This is a genomic window from Paenibacillus xylanexedens (genome assembly GCF_007676705.1).
Taxonomy (GTDB): Bacteria; Bacillota; Bacilli; order Paenibacillales; family Paenibacillaceae; genus Paenibacillus; species Paenibacillus xylanexedens_C.
Genome location: NZ_VEBF01000001.1, coordinates 99,681 through 122,420, shown reverse-complemented (window position 1 = coordinate 122,420; position 22,740 = coordinate 99,681). Strand labels below are relative to the sequence as shown.

Below are 22,740 nucleotides of genomic sequence, written 5' to 3'. Positions count from 1 at the left end.
GAATACATAGAATAGGGCATACATGGTTTTGACAGTGGAAGACGGAAATGAGAAAATATAATGCTGTGGAACATGTATATATTAATAAAATGTTGGAGGCATAGCAATGAATCAGCGTTTTCGAATTACCCGATCCATGCAAGAAAACAATGCGGAGCAATCTATCTCTTTGGAAGAGTGCAAACTCTACTTTGCATCCAAACCCGATTTTACGTATTCAACAGTTCTTAACATTGTCGGAGCTGAGAGCACCATGTCCATCGATGGGGACTTTTTTATGTGGGACCTTGAAGGTACACAGATCGCCTTTCGTTTGTACATGGGAGATGTCTATGTGGCTATTTCTAACGAAGCTATTGTACCCAAAATGATTGAAATTGCAACAGATCTGCGTGCAGATATCGTTGAAGGATAACAGGAGTAGAGAACCGGACTTCGATAAAACGTATCAAGTTAGTCATAGTTTCCTTGGATATTCCTGTAAAAATGAGACCAAAGATTCATTTATATTCCATATGTTAGCTTGTAATATATGGAATATAAATCAATTTACAGGAGGGTGAAACAAGTGAAAAAGACTAAATTATTACTTATCGTATTCATGAGCATGATCCTTGCCTTATCGGTACCTGGGATAGGCTCAAGTTCAAAGGCTTCTGCAGCAACAGCACGTACACCCATTGTATTGGTACATGGATTGACCGGTTCTGATAGCAATTTTACAGCGATTGAGAGTTATTTGCGCAGTCAAGGGTGGACGAGAGACGAACTATTCGCGATTGATCTCCCTAGCAAACAGGGAAACCAGCTGTTGAATTCTGCGGCGATCAGTCGTTTCGTAGATGATGTTCTGCGCGAAACGGGTCACACAAAAGTTAACATTGTAGCTCATAGCATGGGTGGAGCCAACAGTCTGTATTACATACTTAACCGTGGTGGCGCTTCCAAAGTGGACAAATTGATAACCCTTGGTGGGGCTAATCGATTGACGACAACTACAGCTCCGAGTGGAATTAAGGTAACTTCGATCTATTCCACCAGCGATACGATTGTGTCCCCGACACTTTCCCGGTTGAACGGGGCGAACAACATTTCGGTATCCCTCGTATCTCATATCGGCCTCTTGTTTAATTCACGGGTAAACGCTTTGATCAAAACCGCGTTGAACGAATAGGCTGGGTAGGGAATCTTAAGAGTGCGCATTCTTTTCAACATGGAGTGTATTAGACACGATTGACCATATACGGTCAGTCGTGTTTTTGCATTGCGGATGGGTAAAACCTATATATGTAAATTAAAACAATATAATACCAGAGGAAGTATAGGTGGAATTAATGTAAACTGTCAAAGGCAACAGAACAGCCCATCATCTGACATCACGAGGAGACAGCAAGAAAATGATGAAACGCACTCTTATTTTAATGGTAACGATTATATTGGGATTATCATGTACACCAGTTAGAGGCTACGCTGAAGAAGATTCGTTTGACTTTAACGCCACATTCCAAGGTGCTATTATTCTTTCTCTCGGCAGCCCAAACGCGGTCGTTGATAATACGGACACCCTGATTGACCAAACCAATTTTAATATCGTTCCGCTTGTTAAAAATAACCGAACACTTCTGCCTCTTCGCTTCATAAGTGAGAGTCTGGGAGCACAAGTGGCATGGGACTCGACAACGTCCACAGCTTCTATTAAATCCTCAGGTAAATCCATTAAAGTAACATTAGGTAGCGGCAAGATGTTCATTAATGGCAAATCTTTCGCTTTGGATGCTCCGGCACAATACAAGGAAGGCAGATTGTTCATCCCGGTAAGGGCTGTAAGCGAAGCGTTCGGCAAAAAGGTATTTTTTGACCGAGGCATTATCGTCATAAGCAATAACACGATTCTTAATGCAAAACGGGATCGAGAGATTGTAGATTACTTGAAATTTGTACTTGCTCCGTATCAGAAAGATCCATACACGGGTAAACCATTGAATACGGAACAAGTTGCCCGTCTGGAGCAAAGTGTAGTCATGTTGGAGTCGTATGACAAGGAAGACAACTATCTCGGATTCGGTAGTGCCATATCCATAGGATACGGTTTATTTTTAACCAATTATCACGTCATTGCCGATTCCAGCAGTTATATGATCCAAACGAGTCAGGACCAATATTATGAAGTGCAAGGCGTCATTGCAGCGGATGAGAATCTGGATTTGGCCTTAGTCAAAACATCAATGCGTACGAATATTCCTCCACTTCACATTGGACTAACGACTAAAATCACTGTGGGACAGTCTGTCGTAGCCATAGGCAATCCTGAAGGATTTCAGAACACCATTTCGACAGGTATTATCAGCGGTATTCGAAATTACGGCAGTGACAAACTTATACAGACAACGGCTTCCATTACCAACGGCAGTTCCGGGGGCCCGCTGCTCAATATGAAAGGTGAAGTCATTGGGGTGAATACAATGGGGATAGAGAAAGGGGATTTGAACTTTGCTATTCCGATTGATTATGCATCCAGTTGGATCAAGAAATACACAGCGTTATCTTTTTCGTCCATTCCTGTGCTTAACCAAGATCAATTCAGGGAAACAGCACCGACAGAGCAAGATCCAACTGTAGATGAGTCACAGACTGCCAGTCCAAGTGTTCATCTTTTGGGTCGAACAGTACGGGAAACCGTACTAGGTCCGGATCAATCCGTTATCTTTGCAATCGATGAAAATAAATCTACGATCTTTGCTTATCGATTCTCCGACAATAAGGTAGTGGTAGAGTCCTCAGCATTCAAAACTCCTCCGAGAAAGCTTCAATATGTAAATGGTGAGATCTATGTCATCTTCAGCAATGCTGATTACAGTCCGTACCGATTCGAAGATCAGCAGGGAGGACAGGTTGTTATACTTGACGCTGATACACTTAAAGTCAAAGATCAGTGGAATACCCGCATCGATCCATATGAAATTTCGTTAGACCATTCGGGTCATGTCTACGTTACTTCCGGCTCCGGGCAATGGACATCTATCATTAGTTATGACCGAGCGACGAAGGAGGAAATCTCCAGTGCAACCATTCGTGAAGGCAGTAACTTGGTCTTGCATCCATCGGAAGATCGGATCTATGCTGTTGACTCAGACACTTCGCCAAGAGACATTGAGATGTTTCGGTTAATGGATGGTAAGTTTACGAGTAACCAAGATTCCCCGTATCACGGTGAATACAAGTTATCGACGGTTATTGGCATTACACCGGATGGAAAGTATGTATTAAACGGAGCCGGTACGGTTTTGTCCGCTACCAATAACTCTGCAAGTAATATGCAATATGTGACTGCAATCGATTCGTTTGACTATGTGGCTGTTCATTCAGCGCATAAGGATATCTTTTTCACAGGAAAAGAGCGAGAGATTAAACAGTATGATACAGAAACACTTAAAGTGACGGGTACACTAAGGACCAAAGGAACAATCATAAATCTATTGATGTCTGATAAACAACTTGTTGCAATCACCAAATTGGCCCTACCTGGCAATCCTCTGCCGCAATATACGGTTGAAACGGTTAAAGATTTGTAGAAGAGCTGAAGAGGTTCATGCTGGAAAGCAAGGATTTCTTCTTTTTTTTATTGTGACGTGGATTGGCTCGCTGAGGTAAGATTCAAGAATAGGTACATCTGTTCTATAATTAGATAGCATAATGAAAATGGAACAAGCTGAAGGAGCTTATGGGCATGAAATCTCAACCGAATGATCGAATTAAAGTTCATCCAGGCTTTTGGGCTGGGTTACATCAATTAGGGATTAGTACGGACGACGTAGCTCGGACGGCACAACTGTCTCTTGAGACAATAAATAAACCTGTAGTGAATCAAGCTCATTATTTTGCGATCTGGCAGGCTTACTCTGATCTCATTGGAGACACGGCCGAGGGTATCATCAAACTTGCAACGGGATATGAAATATCGAAGTACCCTCCGCCTGTTCTGGCGATGTACCATGCACGTGATTATCGCGATGCGTTAAATCGAATGGTCCGTTACAAGCAAATGTGTCCTCCCGAGAGCTTGCAGATTAACGAAGCAGGCGAGGAATGGTTCATTGAACTCGAATGGTTACATAAGGATCAACAAGGTCCTCCACTTTTGGTAGGCGTTACCCTGGCTTTTCTACTCGAACTCGGACGTCGGGGAACGGGCCAGCCCTTGAATGCAAATCTGGTTGAATTCTCACATCCCATGGGTAACGTAGACATGCTTGAAGCCTATTTCGGCTGTCGAGTGGAGACGGGTAAAGCATATAATCGGCTGACGCTAGAGCGAAAAGATTTGAGTCTTCCTTTTCTCTCATATAATGAAGAGTTAATTGAGATTCTGACCCCAGTGCTGGATCGGTCAATGGATGAAAGGCAGGGCAGTCGTTCCGTTACTGATCTGGTGAAATGGATTATGAAACGCAGCCTTACAGGCAAGCGCCTTGATATCCAAACTGTTGCCAAAGAGCTTCGCATGAGTGATCGTACCTTGCAGCGACGACTGACTGAGGAGAACACAAACTTCAAACAGTTATTGACTGAAGCCAGACATGAACAGGCCCGGGCGTATCTGGCTGATCCTTCGCTTGATATCAAAGAAGTGGCATTCCTGGTGGGCTATGAAGATCAAAATTCGTTCTATCGTGCGTTCCGGAACTGGGAAGGGGATACACCTTCGAATTGGCGTGTCAGGCAATAATTCTGGCGCAATGTGCTAGTTACTAGGCCGCGCTGACTGCGTAATATTATACCTATCCGGTGCATGAACCTATTGGCAATTTCTAAGAAGCGCCTGCCGGATAGTTGTAATGAAGAAGGAGAAATGCAGGATGGATATGGGACTAAAAGAGAAAACAGCCTTAGTTACAGGATCAACAAAAGGGATCGGCAAAGCGATTGCCATGGAACTCGCCCGAGAAGGTGTTCACGTTCTGATTAATGGACGCAATGATGAAGAGGTAGAACGAACAGTTCGTGAAATCAAGTCCAATTTTCCGGAGACCTCTCCGCAAAAGGCCACGGCTGATCTTGTGGATCTGGCGCAAAGACAAGCTTTATTCGAGAAATTCCCCGAGGTTGATATTTTAATTAATAGCATGGGCATATATGAGATCATGAGTTATGAAGATGTGAATGATGAAGTGTGGGAGAGATATTTCCGTACCAATGTTCTGGCGGCCAATAGCTTGTCTCAATTTTACTTACCTAAAATGATCAATATAAATGACGGGCGCATTATTTTCATAGCAAGTGAAGAAGCGCTTATGCCCTCAGGCCAGATGCCACAGTATTGCATGACCAAATCAATGTTGCTGTCATTATCCAAAAGTCTGTCCAAACTGACAGCCGGGAAAGAAGTTACGATTAATACGATTCTGCCAGGACCGACATTGTCTGAAAATGTACGTGAGATTATTGAGGGCATATATCCGGATGAGGCGCTGACTTTCGAGGAAAAAGAGCATGATTTTATGAAGAGCAATCTGCCGCAGTCTGAATTACAGCGATTCATCAAGCCAAGTGAAATAGGTAGACTCGCGACTTTTGTATGCAGCCCGTATGCATCAGCTTTTCGAGGCTCTCCGATCCGTATGGATGGGGGGATGGTTCCGACTATTTTCTAAACGTCATCAGGATAAAGGATATCAAACTATAAAAAGTCGCCATGATTGGCGACTTTTTTATTTCTAAATTAACTATGCGGTCGGCACCAATCGAGTTTATAATACGTGTATGATTACGAAAACGGTTTCCGTATGTGGAAGCGATTACTTCAATCCATTCGATGAATCAAAAAGGAGACAATATTATGATAGCTGCATTAAATCTGGAAGGTATCTGGAAACTTCAACTCGATGAACATAAGGTAGAGAACGGTCTGAATTTTTCAGACATCATTACATTGCCCAATACCACATCTCATGCGGCCAAAGGCAAGAGAAATGAACATGTGTTAATCGGTGCACTGACGGATGAATATTTATTTGAAGGTTACGCCTGGTTTTCACGAGAGATTGAAATTCCTGAACACTTGGCTGGCAAACGTTGCTTCTTGCATCTGGAGCGGACACGCGTTACAACGCTTTGGATTGATGGGGTGGAATGGGGGACTCAAAACAGTCTGAATACACCTCACCGTTACGAGATGGAAGCAGGGCTAACCGCTGGGACACATACGATCACGATTCGAGTGGACAATACCGATTATCCAACCAAAGGTGGGCACCTTACATCTGAGGATACACAGACGAATTGGAACGGGATTACCGGGAAGATGGAACTTCAGTTTTTCGAGCGTGTTTTCCTGGATAATGTTCAGGTCTATCCCGATCTTGCGACTCGATCTTTCGAGATCAAGGCAGCACTTGTCGGCGACCTGCAAGAAGTACGAATCGTGGTATCAGCTGTTGCTGTCAGTGCAGATCCGGTTCATACGACGGAGGAGCAGATCTTCATCCCGGATTCGCAGGAGATTCAGCTGACGTACCAGATTGGCGAAGATGCCATGTTATGGAGTGACGATGAACCTAATGTGTACCAACTTCACATTCATCTGCAAGATCAGAATGGTGAAGTGTTGGACTCCACTGAAGTAAGGACGGGCCTACGGGAATTCCGGGCAGCTGGAGACAAATTCACCATTAATGGTCGCAAAACCTTTCTTCGAGGTAAACATGATGGCCTGATTTTCCCACTTACGGGATATGCGCCAACAGATGTGGATGAATGGATTCGCATTCTCGCCATCTCCAAGTCCTACGGTATCAATCACTATCGTTTTCATACCTGTTGTCCTCCGGAGGCGGCTTTCATTGCAGCGGATCTGCTCGGCATCTACATGGAGCCTGAGCTTCCGTTCTGGGGAACCATTACAGACGAATCCTCGGAGGGGCACAATCAAGCAGAGCAGGATTACTTGATTAGCGAGGGGTTTGCAATGCTGAGAGCTTTTGGTAATCATCCATCGTTTGTCATGATGTCCATGGGGAATGAGCTGTGGGGCAGCAAGGACAGACTGAATTCGATCCTGAAAGCATACAAAGCATATGATCATCGTCATCTGTACACCGAAGGCTCTAATAACTTTCAGTTTGTGCCGGACATTCTGGAGGAAAGTGAATTCTTCTGCGGGGTTCGTTTCTCCAAAGAGCGGTTGTTCAGAGGTTCATATGCCATGTGTGATGCGCCACTTGGTCACGTACAGACCGACTTACCGAACACATTGAAGGATTATGATGCGAACATTGTACCAGAACAAGGAAGTGACGCTGACTCTTTTGCCCAGGCGGAGGGTCAAGAGATTCAGATCCAGTATGGCACAGGTTCCAAAACGGTACAGGCCGAAGCCGGTAGTGACCAACTCGTCTCACATGTACCGATCATCTCGCATGAAATTGGACAGTACGCCACGTTTCCTAATTTCGAGGAGATCAACAAGTATACGGGTTCTCTCAAAGCCAAGAACTTCGAAGTATTTAGAGAACGTCTGGAAGCGAAGGGACTGGGCCATCTGGCGGAGTCCTATTTCAGAGCCTCTGGCAAACTTGCTGTCGAATGTTACAAGGAAGAACTGGAAGCTGCTTTTCGTTCGAAGCATCTAGCCGGTTTCCAGCTGCTTGATCTCCAGGATTTCAGTGGTCAGGGAACAGCGCTCGTAGGCATACTGGACGCATTCATGGATTCCAAGGGCATGATTACGCCGGAGGAATGGAGAACGTTCTGTTCAGACGCGGTGTTGTTGGCAAGGTTCCCCAAATATAATTATCAGGCTGGTGAATTGTTCGAAGCGCGCATTGAACTAAGTTATTTTCGGAGACAAGCGTTGGATGGACTTCAATTGAAGTGGGAACTGAAAAACGAGCAGATCGAAGGCCGCATCCTTGTGGAAGGGAAAGCAGACCTGCCAGCGTTCCATGGAGAACATTATGTGAGTATCACGGGTCTCAGTATTCGTATCCCTGAAGTCTCCAATATGACCAAAGTGGAGCTGAGTTTGTCCATTCCGGGCACGGATATCCGTAAGTCTTATGACCTCTGGATTTACCCCAATCAACAGGAAGTGGATCTGAGCGGTTTGAATCTTTTTACCGAACTCTCGGAGCATGCACTGGAGCTGCTTGAGCAGGGAGAGGATATTTTACTTTTCCCGACACCAGAGAATGTTCCACAATCTATCAAAGGTTTCTATAGCACTGATTTCTGGTCTTATCCCATGTTCCGTTCCATATCAGAGAATATGAAAAGAGAAGTTCCAGTCGGCACGATGGGTTTGTTAATCCAACAGGACCATCCGGCCTTTGAAGATTTTGTCACGGAAGAACATTCGACCTATCCGTGGTGGAGCATTGTGTCCGAGTCGTCATCGATCATTCTGGATGGGCTGAGTAAAGATCTGCAACCCATCGTGCAGACCATTGATAATTTTGAACGGAACCATAAGCTCGGATTGTTGATGGAGTGCCGGGTGCGGAATGGTAGAGTCCTGATGGGTGCTCTGAATCTGGAGAGCCTAATGACTACGCTGGAGGGAAGACAGTTGTTATACAGCTTCCAGCGTTATGTACAGAGTCCGGCGTACCAGCCAGTTACTCACTTGGAAGAAGAGGAGCTTCGCCAGTTGTTTATTCAGGTCTAGGTAGTCGCTTAAGTAAGCGGAAGCAGATCATGAACAGCCATCAAACAGATGAGCAATTAAACGCCTTAAACAAGCCCTTTCCGTCCACGGAAGGGGCTTTGTGTCAGATTTATTAGTATAATCTGTCCAGATTATTGCATTTCACGGTTGAAATAATGCATTTCGTCCCAATTCGACTCCGAAACCTATGCTAAAATAGTATATTCGAGAGTGAAATTCAGAGTCGATGTCGATGAAAGGCGGATGTCCCCCATGTTCAATATTGCAATCTGTGATGATGAGGAGCAGCAGCGAGAACGTGTGAAAACAATGCTGATTTCCTTATCCCTAAAAACCAATTTTGATTTTCAAATTAGCTTATTCACATCCGGTGAACAACTGCTCTCGCATTATAGAGACGTCGGAGATACATTTCATATGCTCATCATGGATGTGGAGATGGGCGGAATGAACGGGATCCAGACCGCCAAAGAAATCAGGGACATGAAGTTTCTGGATGTACAGATTATGTTCCTGACCAGTTACCCCGAATATATGGTGGAGAGCTTCGATGTCATCACCTTTCAATATCTGATCAAGCCCATCCAGCCTCAAGTTTTCGAGGAGAAGATGATTAAGCTGTGTCAATATTTTCAGGCGCTGGACAAAAAGTATGTGCTAATCAAGTCAGACTATGATGAGCTGCTGCTAAAGTATGATGATATTCTCTGGATTGAGGTCGTCAAAAGTCTGACCATCAAGAACAAATTGAAGTTTGTGACCCAGGATAATGTGCATGACACCAAAGGGATTCTATCCAGTTATGCGACTGCGTTGAAGGACCATGGTTTCCTGCAAATTCATCGCTCGGTTATGATTAACCTGATGCATGTCCAGAAGTTTGCAGGCACACAAGTCGTCATGCTGAATGGAACGGAACTGCCCATAGGTCGCTCCAAGGTCAAGGAAGTCAAGGATGCCTATACCAAATACATGATTATGAGGATTCAATGATATGGATGCCTATATGATCTTTTCCATCATCTTCGTGACCTTGCTTATGGCATTTCAGGCGAATTTTTATTTTGATTCTGTGCTGGGCAAGTCCAGGCGTAAGCCGCGCAGAGCGATCTATTTCATGGTATTTGTCTTGTTGGATTATTTTTATTTGGTCTCTTCCTTCTCAGACATCGTTTCCACTGCTGTTGCTCTGTTATTAATCTTCAGTCTGGCGCAATCCTATGAAGTGGAGTTCAAAATCAAGCTTGTTTTTACCATCCTGTATGCGGTTCTGATTACTATGGCGAACACTATAGCTGTATATATTCTCGGAGTTTTCGAATCCACAGATTTCATCTCATGGGAACAGTTCAACGGAGGAGACCACTGGATTCTCTCCAAAGTGATGCTGCTTGGTTGCAGCATCATGTTCGTTGTCATTCAAGTTGTCCGTCTAGTCGCCAAACGTAGAAGTTTTGCCGTTCACTATCGGTATTATTTGCTTTTTCTCATCGTACCGATCATTACGATCTATCAGATCAATGTGGCCTCCATATATAGTGAAAAGAACATATTTTACGTCTTTTCTGTACTGGGCTCTCTTTTTCTCAATGTGTTCATTGTCTATGTATTCGATAATATGGTGGAAAAGGTACAGCTTGCGCATGCAAATGCCCAGTTACAGCGTCAGATGGATCACCAGGATGCCAACTATGAGAAGACCGTTCACAGTTTCAAAAACATTAAAAGCATCATCCATGATATTAACCAGCAGTTTCTGTATATTGATGAATGTATCAAACGTAACGAACTGGCCGCGGCAGGTGACCATATCAAGTCTACACTGAATACGATTGAAGGTGCATACCAAAGGGTGAACTCCGGCAATCTGGTCATTGATGCTCTCGTTACGAATACGCTTGCTATGGGGCAGGCAAACGGGATCAAAATCGACACCAAAATCCAGCTTCACTCGCAACATGTGCAGATTGATCGATATGATCTGTGTGTGGTGCTCGGTAACATGCTCGATAATGCGATTGAGGCTTCCAAGAAGGTCAGACAAGCGGAAGACCGATATATTCTGATTGCCATTCACTCCACATCATCTGCACTCGTCATCCAGATTATGAATCATGTAGAGCAACCGATAGTTGACTTGAAAAGTGAGAAGCCCAATCCGGAATTCCATGGAATCGGTCTGACCAATATATCGAGAATGTGTGAGAAATACGGTGGACATATGAGTATTGAGCATCAGCATCGGAAGTTTAACAACATGGTTGTGCTTCCGTTTCACACCAACAATCCCTGAACATACCGTTCGGGGATTGTTTTTTTCCATTCAGGGTCCATTCACGCTTTAACTGCCTTTTCCCGGATATGATGAATTCAATCATAAGAACATTTGAGGGAGGACATGAGGATGAAGAAATTAATCAGTTTTTTATGTACAGTGGTGCTTGTAATTACGCCGCTGACATCTGTCAGCGCAGAGACGAATAACAGTGCAACGATTGAGGTGCGGGCGGAGCAGATTGCCAAGGAAATGGTACAAAACTACGGTGTCACCAGTGTGCAATATGCGATCATGGATGAAGGGGAATACATTTTATCAGATAGTGTCGGACTGCACGACAAGGGATCACAGAAGCCAGTAGACAAGGATAGCATGTATGGCATAGGTTCAGTTAGCAAAATGGTTGTTACGGCAGCTGCCATGAGGCTGGTCGATTCCGGCAAAATAGATCTGGATGAGCCGCTTACAACGTATCTACCAGACTTTAAGATGGCGGATGCGCGCTATACACAAATTACACCGCGTATGCTGATGAATCATTCATCTGGTCTTTACGGTTCCCACTATGGGAACAGCATGTTGTTCGACGATAATGATAGCCGCAATCATGATGAGCTATTGCTCAAACTTCAGTCCGAAAAACTGAAATCCAAGCCTGGCGCTTACTCCGTCTACACCAATGACGGTTTTCAGTTGCTTGAAATCTTGGTGGAACGGGTGAGTGGATTAAGCTATAGCGAATATATCGCCAAGTTTATCAGCGAGCCATTGAAGTTGAAATCAACGAAGACACCTATGGATTCTTTTGACAGAGCACAGTTATCCGAAACCTATTGGCCTACACTTGAAATGAAGATGCCTACCGAGAATGCAAATATTATCGGTACAGGTGGTGTGTATTCCACGGCAGAGGAATTGAGTCAATTCGGAGAGGTGTTAATGGGGAACAGACCGGATATTCTGTCCGAATCTGCTGTGAAGGCCATGCAATCTCATGAATATCGTAATGGCATATGGGTATCGGATGAACAAAATACGATCAATTATGGCTTGGGCTGGGACGCGGTTGACCTTGCACCGTTCAGCGATTATGGGATTACCGCACTTGCCAAGGGTGGAGACACCATGCTATATCATGCCGTGTTAATCACCATACCGGAACATGATATTTCAATGGCGGTCCTATCCTCTGGCGGATCTTCGGTCTACAATCAGATGTTTGCCAGCAAAGTGCTGCTGGACGTTCTGGAGGATCAGGGCATCATCGACGATGTTCAGCCTGATCAGACATTCTCACCACCTGTCAAAGTGAAGATGCCGACGAAGTTGAATGCTTACTCAGGTCTGTATGGTACGGTAGGTGCAACGCTGGATATAACAATCAAGGATGGTGAGATTAAACTGCCTGCCTTGATGGGAGGAATTATTCCGGAGCAGAACTATGTGTACACAGGCGATGAACATTTTACAAGTGCGGATGGTAGCGTGAAGGTCAGTTTTGTGAAGGAAAGTAATGACAAGGTATATGTTAAAGTTCAGGGCATGATTACGTTACCCGGTTTAGGTCAAACGGTGATGAACACGTATGATTATCAAAAGTTGGAACATAACGCGCTGGATGCAGCAACGAAAGAGAAATGGGCAGCTCGTAACAACGCGAAATATTATGCACTGGATGAAAAAATAACGTCGATCTTCTATCTGCTTCCATCGATGCTGATCAAGAACCTGTCCGTTGATGCCGAAAATGGCTATGCTAATGGCACGCAAATCTTGGATGCGAACAACGCAGAGAATGTTGCTGAGATTCCAGTCATGAACGGAAGAGACGCATTTGATCTGCAATTCTCCACGAAGAATGGCGCCGAGATTTTGATGCAGGATGGACAGGAATTCATTGCAGAGGATGCCATTACGCCAATCTTTGGTGGGAAAAAAGGAATGACAACCATTCCGGCTAACGGTCAGGCCCGATGGTATGCGATCGACGCCCGTTCGGCGAACAAATCGATCACGGTAGATTCTCCGGAGAACGGAGGTTATGCGGTATATGATGAGAAAGGCGAGGTGGTTCACTTCTCTGTAGCAACCAATCAGCAATCGACTCAGCTTCCGAAAGATGGTTTTATCGTTTTTGGTGGTGACGCCGGTGATGTCTTCAAGATCCAATTAAAGTAAAACAGGAACTTCATTACAAAGTCACGTTTGCAACTTGTCAACGAAACAATACAGTTATCAAGAAGTCGCCTTATGGCGGCTTTTTTGATATCCCTCAGAATAAATTTAGCAATTGGGTAACTATTTGGCATTACTGCGCGTTATGTTTATGTAGTTATATATCAGGATAATTTTCACAGGAGGACTCACTTACCATGTTTAATAAACGTATACGTCAAACGAATACAGATTGGAAAAGAAGAGCAGGCAGACCCGTTGTTGCAGGCTTTGCTGCTGGAATGTTGATGGTTCATGGAGTCATTGGGGTGTTGCCGTCTCAGGCACATGCAGAAGCATCGGATGTATCGATCCGTAACTGGTATTCGTATCATCGATTCACTGTACCTGAGCTGAAACCTTCGTGGACGTCGAAAGTAGATAACTATCTAGATATGAACGAGACGTACGCCCTAGTTAATGCCATTGCGGAAGAAGGTAAAGTATTCACGTTCGCAGGATCAAAGTTAATTGCACTCGATGCCAAAACAGGTAAACGGCTGTGGACTTACGGCAAAGATCTGACACCTTATATCACCTATCAGGGCGGCGTCCTTTACGGACTGACCAGTGATCATAAGCCTTATGCCTTGAATGCAAAAACAGGCAAAGCAAAATGGCAATCTGTCACATCCACCTGGATTGATACGTATCAACGTACAGAAGTCCTGATTCCAACGATAGATACCCTCTATGTGATTAAAGGAAGTACAACGTTCGCACTGGATATCAAGTCAGGCAAACTGCGTTGGGAGGCGGATGAACCGCTGGGTGAAGGTCATGGCACCGAATATCTCGAAGAGTCTAATGGTGTGGTGCTGAGAACCTTTTTTGTCCAAGGGGCACTTACATCCATTCAGCTTAATGCATATGACAAGAAAACGGGCAAAAAGCTATGGGATCATTTTGGTCAGGGGCAAGCTCTTCAGATCAAAGACGGTCTTGTGTATTCGGTGGACACCTATTCTCCAATGCTGGAAGAATATGATTCGTCACCTGAACGCAAATGGAAGATCAACGCATACAACCTGAAGACCGGTGTGTTAAAAGGAAGCCAGGAGTATACGTGGACAATGCCGGGAGACCCGCCGTATACGAATGGTCGAGGAGCGATACTTGTTCATCAAGACAAACTGTACATTGAACAAGGAGACAAGATAGCGGAGTATCCGTTGAATTTGACTAAGTCGGGAACAGCACCCCTTCGAACTTTTCAGCGACCTTACGGGGACAAGATGGCGTTGCTTGGCATTGTACAGGAACGACTGATATACAAGAACCTCGACATCAGTGAACTCACAGGCATCAAGTTGGCTAATGGTCAAGAGGTTCAATGGCATGGGGATGCTCCCGTTTCTCAGATTGATGTTTACAGCAAAGGAATGTATCGAGCGCAACGTAACGGGACTTTGCTTGCCATCAATATGATGTCGGGTCAACCCGTCTTTCGAGTCTCCACCGAAGGAGATCTGTACAACACGACGTTGAAGACAAACGGAATGATCATTATCCAAGCCGAAGGCAAGCTTCTCGGGGTTAAGTTGCCAGCAGCGCTGAAATAGGCGTTCCTTCTGCATCTGCCATGGGTAATAACATGCAAGGTTAAAATAATGGTAGGGAGGAATGATCAAGTTGAAACACTCACGTCCTATTATCACGAGTATTACGCTGATCGCCATGGTTCTTGCACTTGCAGCTTGCTCAGGTGGTAATGAACCTTCTGCTAGCCCTGAGCCATCGACACCACCAGGTGAATCTGCTCCAGCACCTTCAACAGAAAGTGAGCAAGCATCTGAGACGAATGAAACAGAAGAAGAAGCAAATGTAACGGAGCGTCCGCAAACCGAGAGTTTTGAAATGATGACCGCAGAAGGGAATCAATCACTAGAGGCCTCCTTACAACAAGGAGAAGGCTTTTCCTTGTACGTATTCGAGAAATTCACATTTGATGCTGCTCAAGGCCGTTTATCACTGACCAGTAACTCTGACTACTATGTGGATATTGAACCATTGCCTGCGGATTATAATCTGGCAGAACTGGAGAATGGGGGCAAGGAAGAGTTAGAAAATGCCGGTAAGGTATCCGATTATAGCGGTGAATTGGTGGAGCATCCGCTTGGTTCCGCCGAGCTCTATCTCCAGGCCTCTGGTGAAGAAGGGGTCCGTGATTATATGGTCTGGAAATCAGAAGCAGGGGATGCTTTTCTATTCCGTCTTCATAACCCCAAAGGAGAAGAAGCTTCTGATTTCGCTACGCCGATATGGGTTTCATTATCAACTGTCGAGCGTGATTCTTAATCTGATAACGAAGAATCTTGTTAACGAAAGTCGCCAATTGGCGGCTTTTTTTACTTTTGCAGATTGCACGAAGAAGTTTCAGGCGAATTATTCGCTGCATTTGACTTAGAGTGTACTCTAAGGTGTAGACTGCAAAAGAATGAACAAGGATATAAAGGAGATGAACGTGATGATACAGGAAGAGAACTTCAAAACCTTACAACATAAAATAGGCTCAGGATTTGACCATCGCAGCACAGCGGAGGATGTATTGCGGGATATGGATCTGACAGGACAGCTCGCTATCGTGACGGGTGGATACTCAGGTCTGGGGCTGGAGACGACCCGCGCGCTTGTACAAGCAGGAGCCCATGTCGTTGTTACGGCACGCCGGCCAGCTGTTGCTCAAGAAGCACTATCCGGATTGACAGGTGTTGAGATTGACGAAGTGGATCTCGCTGATCTCTCCAGCGTCCGTGCTTTTGCCAGTCGGTTTCTAGCGAGTGACCGAAGTATTGACATGTTGATTCTTAACGCCGGGATCATGGCTTGTCCGGAGACGCGGGTAGGCCCAGGCTGGGAGGCCCAGTTTGCAACAAACCATCTTGGTCACTTCGCGCTCACGAATCTGTTATGGCCTGCACTCGCAAGTCAGGGAGGCGCGCGCGTGGTTTCGTTGGCTTCAGCGGGACATCATTTCTCGCCAATTCGTTGGGATGACATCCAATTTGAGCAAGGCTATGAGAAATTCCCTGCCTATGGACAGTCTAAAACAGCAACTATTTTATTCAGCGTTGAGCTGGACAGACGGGGTGCTGAGCAGGGCATACGTGCATTCTCAGTGCATCCGGGCGGAATTATGACACCTCTTCAGCGTCATATGCCAAAAGAAGAGATGATCGCGTTGGGGTGGATTGACGAGTCAGGTGAGGTCGCCAATCCTGCGTTCAAGACACCTGAACAGGGGGCAGCGACGCAAGTCTGGGCAGCAACCTCGCCTCAGCTTCAAGGAAAAGGCGGTGTATACTGCGAGGATTGTGACATCAGTGTGATGGCTCCTGAAGATGGAGGTTTCTATGGGGTCAAGCCGTATGCCATCGACCCTGAGCAAGCGACTCGTTTATGGAAACTGTCAGCCGAATTAACAGATACGGATATACCTACCTCTTAAGCAATGATTATTATGTAGTAACAAAGCTGGCCATATATCAAACGCTACGGTGCTTCTCAGTAGCGTTTTTCATTTTTTTCATAGAAAACAAAGACAAGGATCGTCCATGATGACGATAATAACCACTAGTCACATCCCTAATGGCTAGATGAATATCATATATCAAACTACAGGAAAGTAAGGCTGCAAACTGCTGGTCTGGAAGTAAAAAGATGTGATGGATTGTAATGAGGGTACATTTCCATTTACAATAGAAGAATCATGTTCTTTTGAGAACGCAGGGAGAGAAAATCATGAATATTTTTGAACATCAGATACCTTTGGAAAAAGTGAAATTTAATGAACCGCTAAAAGAACACACGTATATTAAAATTGGGGGCAACGCAGATATTCTCGTTCATCCAACGACAATAGACGAAATTAAAAAAATCGTAGAGATTGCCAACATACATCAATTGCCTCTGACGGTTATTGGCAAAGGGTCAAACGTCATTATCAAAGACGGTGGAATCAGGGGAGTCACTGTTTCGCTAAGTCATTTTGATCAGGTTAATGTTACTGAGGATAATATCATTGCGCAAAGTGGCGCCGATATCATTGATGTCTCCAGACTTGCGCTCGACCACAGCTTGACTGGTTTGGAATTTGCATGTGGCATTCCTGGCAGTACAGGAGGCGCCTTGTATATGAATGCGGGTGCGTATGGAGGTCAGGTTGCCGATGTGGTCAAACGTGCGACTGTAATCAACAAAGACGGCGCAGTAGTGGAGATCGCTCGAGATGAAATGAAATTTGGTTATCGAAATAGTCTCTTCAAGATGGATCACTATATTATACTGGAAGCAGAATTCGAACTCCAAAAAGGTAATAAGGATGAGATTGCAAGCAAAATGAAGGAATTAACGTTCCTCAGAGAATCCAAGCAGCCGCTTGAGTACCCTTCTTGTGGAAGTGTATTTAAACGACCCGAAGGGCATTTTGCCGGCAAACTGATTCAGGACTGTAATTTGCAGGGCACTCGTATTGGAGGTGCTGAAATCTCCATGAAACATGCAGGTTTTATCGTGAATGTGGATCACGCTACTGCCCAGGATTACATGGACCTGATCCAATTTATTCAGCAGAAAGTATATGATACGTTCCAAGTTGAATTGGAAACCGAAGTAATCTTTCTGGGAGAATAACTGAAAGAACGATGAACTACTTAAAAGTCGCCTATGGCGGCTTTTTTTGTTGCCAAAGTAGTACCAACCATTCCGCCAGTGAATGAACCGATCCTGCAAACCCGCGTCACGCAAGCGATTGGCTCATGCTATGGCTGATTGAACGATTGTTGCTGACCCCGCTCTCCCTTAACATGTGAACAGAGGAGCCTGCTCGTCACTCACCATCATTCTGTTAAAGGGGGCCCGCGATCGTATGGCTGAGCTGTCGGAAACATCAACGTTGCAACCCGGGGTTACAGTCAACAAACCCGTCAAACCAAGTTATCTGCGTAACATTCGAAAACACTGGATGTTGTATGTCATGATCCTGCCCGGCATTTTGTTCTATATTATTTTCAAGTACATTCCACTGGGCGGAAGCGTGATCGCATTTCAGAACTTTCAGATTATGAAAGGCATATGGAGCAGCCCATGGGTTGGCCTGGATAACTTCAAGTTTATTTTTACGTATCAAGATTTCTATCATGTGCTTCGGAACACAGCTCTGATTGCCTTATACAAACTGGTGATCGGATTTCCTGCTCCGATCCTGCTAGCGCTATTGTTCAACGAAGTGAGAAAAATGCTTGCCAAACGCTTTTTGCAGAGTCTGTTTTATCTGCCTCATTTTCTCTCTTGGGTCGTTGTCGGGGGGATCGTGTTTGAGGTGCTAGCCTCAGGTGGTTTTGTAAACGCTGTCCGTGGATGGTTCGGGTTCGAGCCGATCCTGTATATGCAGCAGGAGCAATATTTTCGACCTATTGTCGTCCTGTCCTCTATCTGGAAAGAGGTAGGTTGGGGAACGATTATATACCTCGCTGCGGTAAGTGGCATTGACCCCACGCAATATGAAGCGGCAGTGATGGACGGAGCAAATCGCTGGAAACAGACGATCTACATTACATTGCCTGCGTTGTTCCCGACGATCTTAACCCTGTTCCTGCTGAATATCGGCAATTTCCTGGAACTTGGCTTTGATCAGATCTACAACCTGCTGACACCGATGACCTACTCGGTAGGGGATATCATTGAAACGTATGTATACCGCTCTGGTGTCCTGCAAGGGCAATATAGCGTAACAACAGCGATTGGTCTATTTCAGTCGGTGATTGGCTTCATTCTGCTCTGGGTCTTCAATCGGCTTGCGAGAAAATCAGGAGAGGGGTTGTGGTAATGATCAAGCAGACGATTGGAGAAAAGCTGTTCCAAACCGCCAACTACATTTTCCTGACGCTTGCGGCCTTTACGATGCTCCTTCCTTTGCTGCATCTGCTTGCGGTTTCCCTGAGTTCGCCGGTTGCGGCAGACTCCAAAGAAGTATTTCTGTGGCCCGTCGGCTTTACTTTCGCGTCATGGAAACACATTCTACAAAGCTCGGGCTTATGGCAATCGTTTGGTGTAACCGTATTCATTACGGTAGTGGGTACTGCGCTTAGTATGTTATTTTCAGTGTTGACCGCTTTTCCGTTATCGCGCAGAGAATTCATGATCCGCAAACAAGTGATGCTGGGCATCGTAATTACGATGATTTTCAATGCACCGATGATCCCGTTCTTCCTGACGGTAAGGGAGCTGGGCATGATGAATTCTATCTGGTCCTTGATCATTCCTGGTGTAATTGGCACATTTAATATGGTCATTCTGCGTACCTTTTTCATGAGCTTGCCCAAAGAACTTGATGACACGGCCCGAATCGACGGTTGCCATGACTTCCGGATTCTGTTTCAGATTTATTTGCCGCTATCCAAGCCGGTTCTGGCTACGGTCAGTCTGTTCTATGCGGTGGGATACTGGAACACGTTCCAGCGGGCGGTACTGTTTCTACGTGATCCAGGGCTCTGGCCTTTACAGATGAAGCTGCGAGCGTATTTAACCAGCCCGGAGGAACTGGCCCAGGTAAATATGTTTCTTGGGGATTACAACTTCAATACAACCACGTTAAAGGCAGCGACGATACTTTTTGCAAGCGTTCCCATTATTTTGGTGTATCCTTATCTACAGAAGTATTTTGTGAAAGGTTCATTGCTCGGATCACTGAAAGAATAAACCATGTTCAGGGGGATGATTTCATGAGAAAACGACTGACCCGCAAGATGATGCCGCTAATGCTCAGTCTAGCCATGCTGTTGGTCGCTGGTTGTGGCTCAGCGACTACAAATTCCGGAAATGACGTTGGTAACGGCGAAGGTAGTGGTGGAGCTGCAAAAGTCAAAGTATTCAAAAGCCATATGGGCGTTGGCAGCTTGCCAACTGCGGATAATCCGCATGTAAAATACATCGCCGAACAGACGGGAGTCCAGTATGAACTCATTACAACCCCTCCAGGTTCGGAGCCATCCGAATACTTGAACCTGATGATTGCCTCGGATGAACTGCCAGATATCCTGCGTCCGATTGGAGGTATTGAGCAGACACTGATTCAGCAGGGAGGCGCGTTACCACTGGATGAACTGCTGCCTGAATATGCACCGCATGTGTGGGAGAGTATTCCTCAGGAAGCTTGGGATATCGTTCGCTCTGCTTCCCCTGATGGCAAAATCTATTATGTGCCCAAGGTATTCCTTGTGCCTGAACGTGCACCGTTAATTCGTCAGGATTGGGTGGATAAGGTGGGCATGGAGATGCCAAAGACCACTGATGATTATGTGGAGCTACTCACAGCTTTCCGTGACAAGGACCCGAATGGCAACGGCAAACCGGATGAACTGCCAACAAGTGGTAGGGAATTCGGCAGATGGATGGACCATTTGTTTGCGATGTACGGGGTAGCGATGTGGGAAGGGTATCCCGAATGGGATGAATACGATGGAAAGATTCAGTACGCAGGGACTACCGACAATATGCGGGAAGCAATCAAGTTCATTCGCAAGTTATATGTGGAAAAACTGCTGGACAATGAAACCTTCCTGAACAAAGGAGAAGTGTGGCAAGCCAAAATCAATAACAACCTCGTAGGCAGCTGGTACCATTTGCCTGCAAATGTGCGAGATCGGTACAATGCGATGCTGACCCAGGCTCCAGATGCCTATATTGCGGCAATGCCGTTGCCCAAAGCCGAAGGGTTCGAAGCTTTTGTCACCCAGAAAAGCATGGGTGAACCGGAATGGATGATCCCAGCCACCAAACAGGATAATGCGCCAAATGCGCTGAAGCTGCTGGACTTCTTCTATAATCCTGAAAATGATGAGTTTGGTCGCTTTGGTCTTGAAGGTGAGCAGCATGAAGTCAAGGATGGACGCAAAGTCATTCTTCCACCTGCTGACAACAAACCGCTTGCCTTGGGTATGAAGAATCTCACTACAGCAGAAGACATGAATAAGCGAATTGAAGAGACATATCCAGAAGATCAGCAGCAAATGGTCAAAGACATGTTCGAAGTCAGTACTGCCGATGCACGGCAAATTGCAGGTGACGGTCTGCCAGCCTCTGTGTATGAAGGCTTTCCTGATATTCAATCCCACAAGCTGTTTCAAGAGGTATTGACCAAGATCGTCATCGGTGAGCTGCCGATCGAGGCTTATGATGAATATGTGAAGAAATGGAATACTTCCGGGGGCGAAGTGGTCACCCAGCGTGTACAGGAATGGTATGAGAAGGTGAGAAAATGAAAAAAAGATATGCCCTATGTGGGGTCAGCGGCAGAGCATTGGGACAATTTGCAAAACCAATTCATGAGCTGTTCTCTCATAATTCAGAGGTTGTCGCTCTGCTGGATACCGATCCTGTACGGTTTGAAGTCTATCGCGCCCGTTTTCCTGAGCACACAGAAGTAGCGGTATATGGCGCTTCGGATTTCGGGGTCATGGTCGATGAGACTCGGCCTGACTGTATCATCGTGGCTGGCAGGGACGATACTCATGCCCACTATATTGTTGCCGCGTTGGAGCGGGATCTCGATGTTATCACCGAAAAGCCGATGACGACTACAGGCGCTGATGCCAGGCGCATTCTTGAAGCAGAAGCAAGGAGTAAGGGCAACGTCATCGTAACGTTCAATTATCGGTATATGCCGATCCACATGCGCATCAAGGAATTGATTCAGGAGGGGAAACTCGGTCGCGTCACTTCCATCGACCTTAACTGGTATATCGATACCCATCACGGCTCCAGTTATTTTAAACGGTGGAACCGTGAACGGGTATTCTCGGGAGGTCTGTCTGTCCATAAAAGTACCCACCACTTTGATCTGGTCCAGTGGTGGATCAATCAAAAGCCAGTTGAAGTTTTTGCCTATGGAGCACTGAACTATTACGGGGCTGAAGGCGAATGGAATCCGGCACAGGAGGACGGAAGACATTGCCGTACATGCCATGTCTCAGAAGATTGCGCCTATTATTCCCGCTGGACGTCCCGCAGTCGTCAGATCCGGGTACCGGATGACCATCTGAACCAACTCGGTACAGCAAGCCAGCAGGAGTTTCCGTACACTTCATACCGTCCCGACCAGTGTATCTTCGATTCCACCATTGAGATTGAAGACACGTATGCCGCAACCGTGAAATATAGCGGCGGCGCGCTGATGAGTTATTCAGTCAATTTCTCCCTTCCATACGAAGGGTACCGGTTGGCCGTGAATGGCACGAAGGGCAGGCTAGAAACATTGGAGTATCACATGCCGGCCCGGACGCCTTTTCCCACACCCGTCCAGACGATCGATTACTTTCCGCTCTTTGGTTCAAAAGAAACGATCCATGTTGTTCATCGTGAAGGCGGACATGGAGGAGGAGATCCACTGCTGCTGGAGGATATTTTCCTCGGCGAAGATAAGAGACGCCCTTACCGAATTCTGTCTGGTGCTGAAGACGGCGCTTATTCCGTTGCCGCTGGAGAAGCAGTGTGGCGATCTGTGGAAGAGCATCGGCCTATTTCCATAGACGAAGTGCTGGGTGGTTGGAACAGCAGAGTGCCCACGCACAAAGGGAGGGAGAAGTGA

Annotated in this window: 17 protein-coding genes; all 17 read left to right on the top strand. The window is 45.7% G+C overall.

Annotated features, from left to right (window positions below; translation table 11 throughout):
- The first annotated feature begins 106 nt into the window (after positions 1-106).
- Entirely contained in the window at positions 107-415 is a 309-nt protein-coding gene (locus tag FS628_RS00525; RefSeq protein WP_145317535.1) for a hypothetical protein, read from the top strand.
- 186 nt (positions 416-601) lie between these two features.
- Positions 602-1,174 carry an esterase/lipase family protein gene (locus FS628_RS00520; RefSeq protein ID WP_440131257.1) on the top strand — a complete coding sequence of 191 codons (573 nt, stop codon included), beginning with the start codon at positions 602-604 and terminating at the stop codon, positions 1,172-1,174.
- Between the two features lie 223 nt (positions 1,175-1,397).
- A complete protein-coding gene (locus FS628_RS00515) occupies positions 1,398-3,572 on the top strand; it encodes a stalk domain-containing protein (protein ID WP_145317529.1) in 2,175 nt (724 codons plus the stop codon).
- 155 nt (positions 3,573-3,727) lie between these two features.
- Positions 3,728-4,726, top strand: a complete 999-nt coding sequence (locus tag FS628_RS00510; protein ID WP_145317526.1) for a helix-turn-helix transcriptional regulator — start codon at positions 3,728-3,730, stop codon at positions 4,724-4,726.
- Positions 4,727-4,856: 130 nt separating this feature from the next.
- A complete protein-coding gene (locus tag FS628_RS00505) occupies positions 4,857-5,651 on the top strand; it encodes an SDR family NAD(P)-dependent oxidoreductase (RefSeq protein WP_145317523.1) in 795 nt (264 codons plus the stop codon).
- Between the two features lie 185 nt (positions 5,652-5,836).
- Positions 5,837-8,662: a glycoside hydrolase family 2 TIM barrel-domain containing protein gene (locus tag FS628_RS00500; protein WP_145317520.1), complete on the top strand. Its 2,826-nt coding sequence runs from the start codon at positions 5,837-5,839 to the stop codon at positions 8,660-8,662.
- Positions 8,663-8,914: 252 nt separating this feature from the next.
- Complete coding sequence (locus tag FS628_RS00495) at positions 8,915-9,655, top strand: LytR/AlgR family response regulator transcription factor (protein ID WP_145317517.1); 741 nt, start codon at positions 8,915-8,917, stop codon at positions 9,653-9,655.
- A gap of 1 nt (position 9,656) precedes the next feature.
- Positions 9,657-10,955 (top strand): sensor histidine kinase, encoded by a 1,299-nt coding sequence (locus FS628_RS00490; RefSeq protein ID WP_145317514.1) that lies wholly within the window; start codon positions 9,657-9,659, stop codon positions 10,953-10,955.
- 111 nt (positions 10,956-11,066) lie between these two features.
- The gene (locus FS628_RS00485; RefSeq protein WP_145317511.1) at positions 11,067-13,118 is read left to right on the top strand and encodes a serine hydrolase domain-containing protein; all 2,052 of its coding nucleotides are present in this window, start codon (positions 11,067-11,069) and stop codon (positions 13,116-13,118) included.
- Positions 13,119-13,312: 194 nt separating this feature from the next.
- Positions 13,313-14,716: an outer membrane protein assembly factor BamB family protein gene (locus FS628_RS00480; RefSeq protein ID WP_145317508.1), complete on the top strand. Its 1,404-nt coding sequence runs from the start codon at positions 13,313-13,315 to the stop codon at positions 14,714-14,716.
- Positions 14,717-14,777: 61 nt separating this feature from the next.
- A complete protein-coding gene (locus FS628_RS00475) occupies positions 14,778-15,452 on the top strand; it encodes a hypothetical protein (protein ID WP_145317505.1) in 675 nt (224 codons plus the stop codon).
- A 160-nt stretch (positions 15,453-15,612) separates the two neighbouring features.
- Positions 15,613-16,602 carry an SDR family NAD(P)-dependent oxidoreductase gene (locus FS628_RS00470; protein WP_440131237.1) on the top strand — a complete coding sequence of 330 codons (990 nt, stop codon included), beginning with the start codon at positions 15,613-15,615 and terminating at the stop codon, positions 16,600-16,602.
- A 293-nt stretch (positions 16,603-16,895) separates the two neighbouring features.
- A complete protein-coding gene (gene murB / locus FS628_RS00465) occupies positions 16,896-17,786 on the top strand; it encodes a UDP-N-acetylmuramate dehydrogenase (protein ID WP_145317502.1) in 891 nt (296 codons plus the stop codon).
- Between the two features lie 235 nt (positions 17,787-18,021).
- Positions 18,022-18,981 carry an ABC transporter permease gene (locus FS628_RS00460; RefSeq protein ID WP_091016421.1) on the top strand — a complete coding sequence of 320 codons (960 nt, stop codon included), beginning with the start codon at positions 18,022-18,024 and terminating at the stop codon, positions 18,979-18,981.
- A 2-nt stretch (positions 18,982-18,983) separates the two neighbouring features.
- Positions 18,984-19,853 (top strand): carbohydrate ABC transporter permease, encoded by an 870-nt coding sequence (locus tag FS628_RS00455; RefSeq protein WP_083679484.1) that lies wholly within the window; start codon positions 18,984-18,986, stop codon positions 19,851-19,853.
- Between the two features lie 23 nt (positions 19,854-19,876).
- On the top strand, positions 19,877-21,415 hold the full coding sequence (locus tag FS628_RS00450; RefSeq protein ID WP_145317499.1) for an extracellular solute-binding protein: 1,539 nt from the start codon (positions 19,877-19,879) through the stop codon (positions 21,413-21,415).
- Positions 21,412-22,740: a Gfo/Idh/MocA family protein gene (locus tag FS628_RS00445; RefSeq protein ID WP_145317496.1), complete on the top strand. Its 1,329-nt coding sequence runs from the start codon at positions 21,412-21,414 to the stop codon at positions 22,738-22,740. The genes FS628_RS00450 and FS628_RS00445 overlap by 4 nt, the downstream gene beginning before the upstream one ends.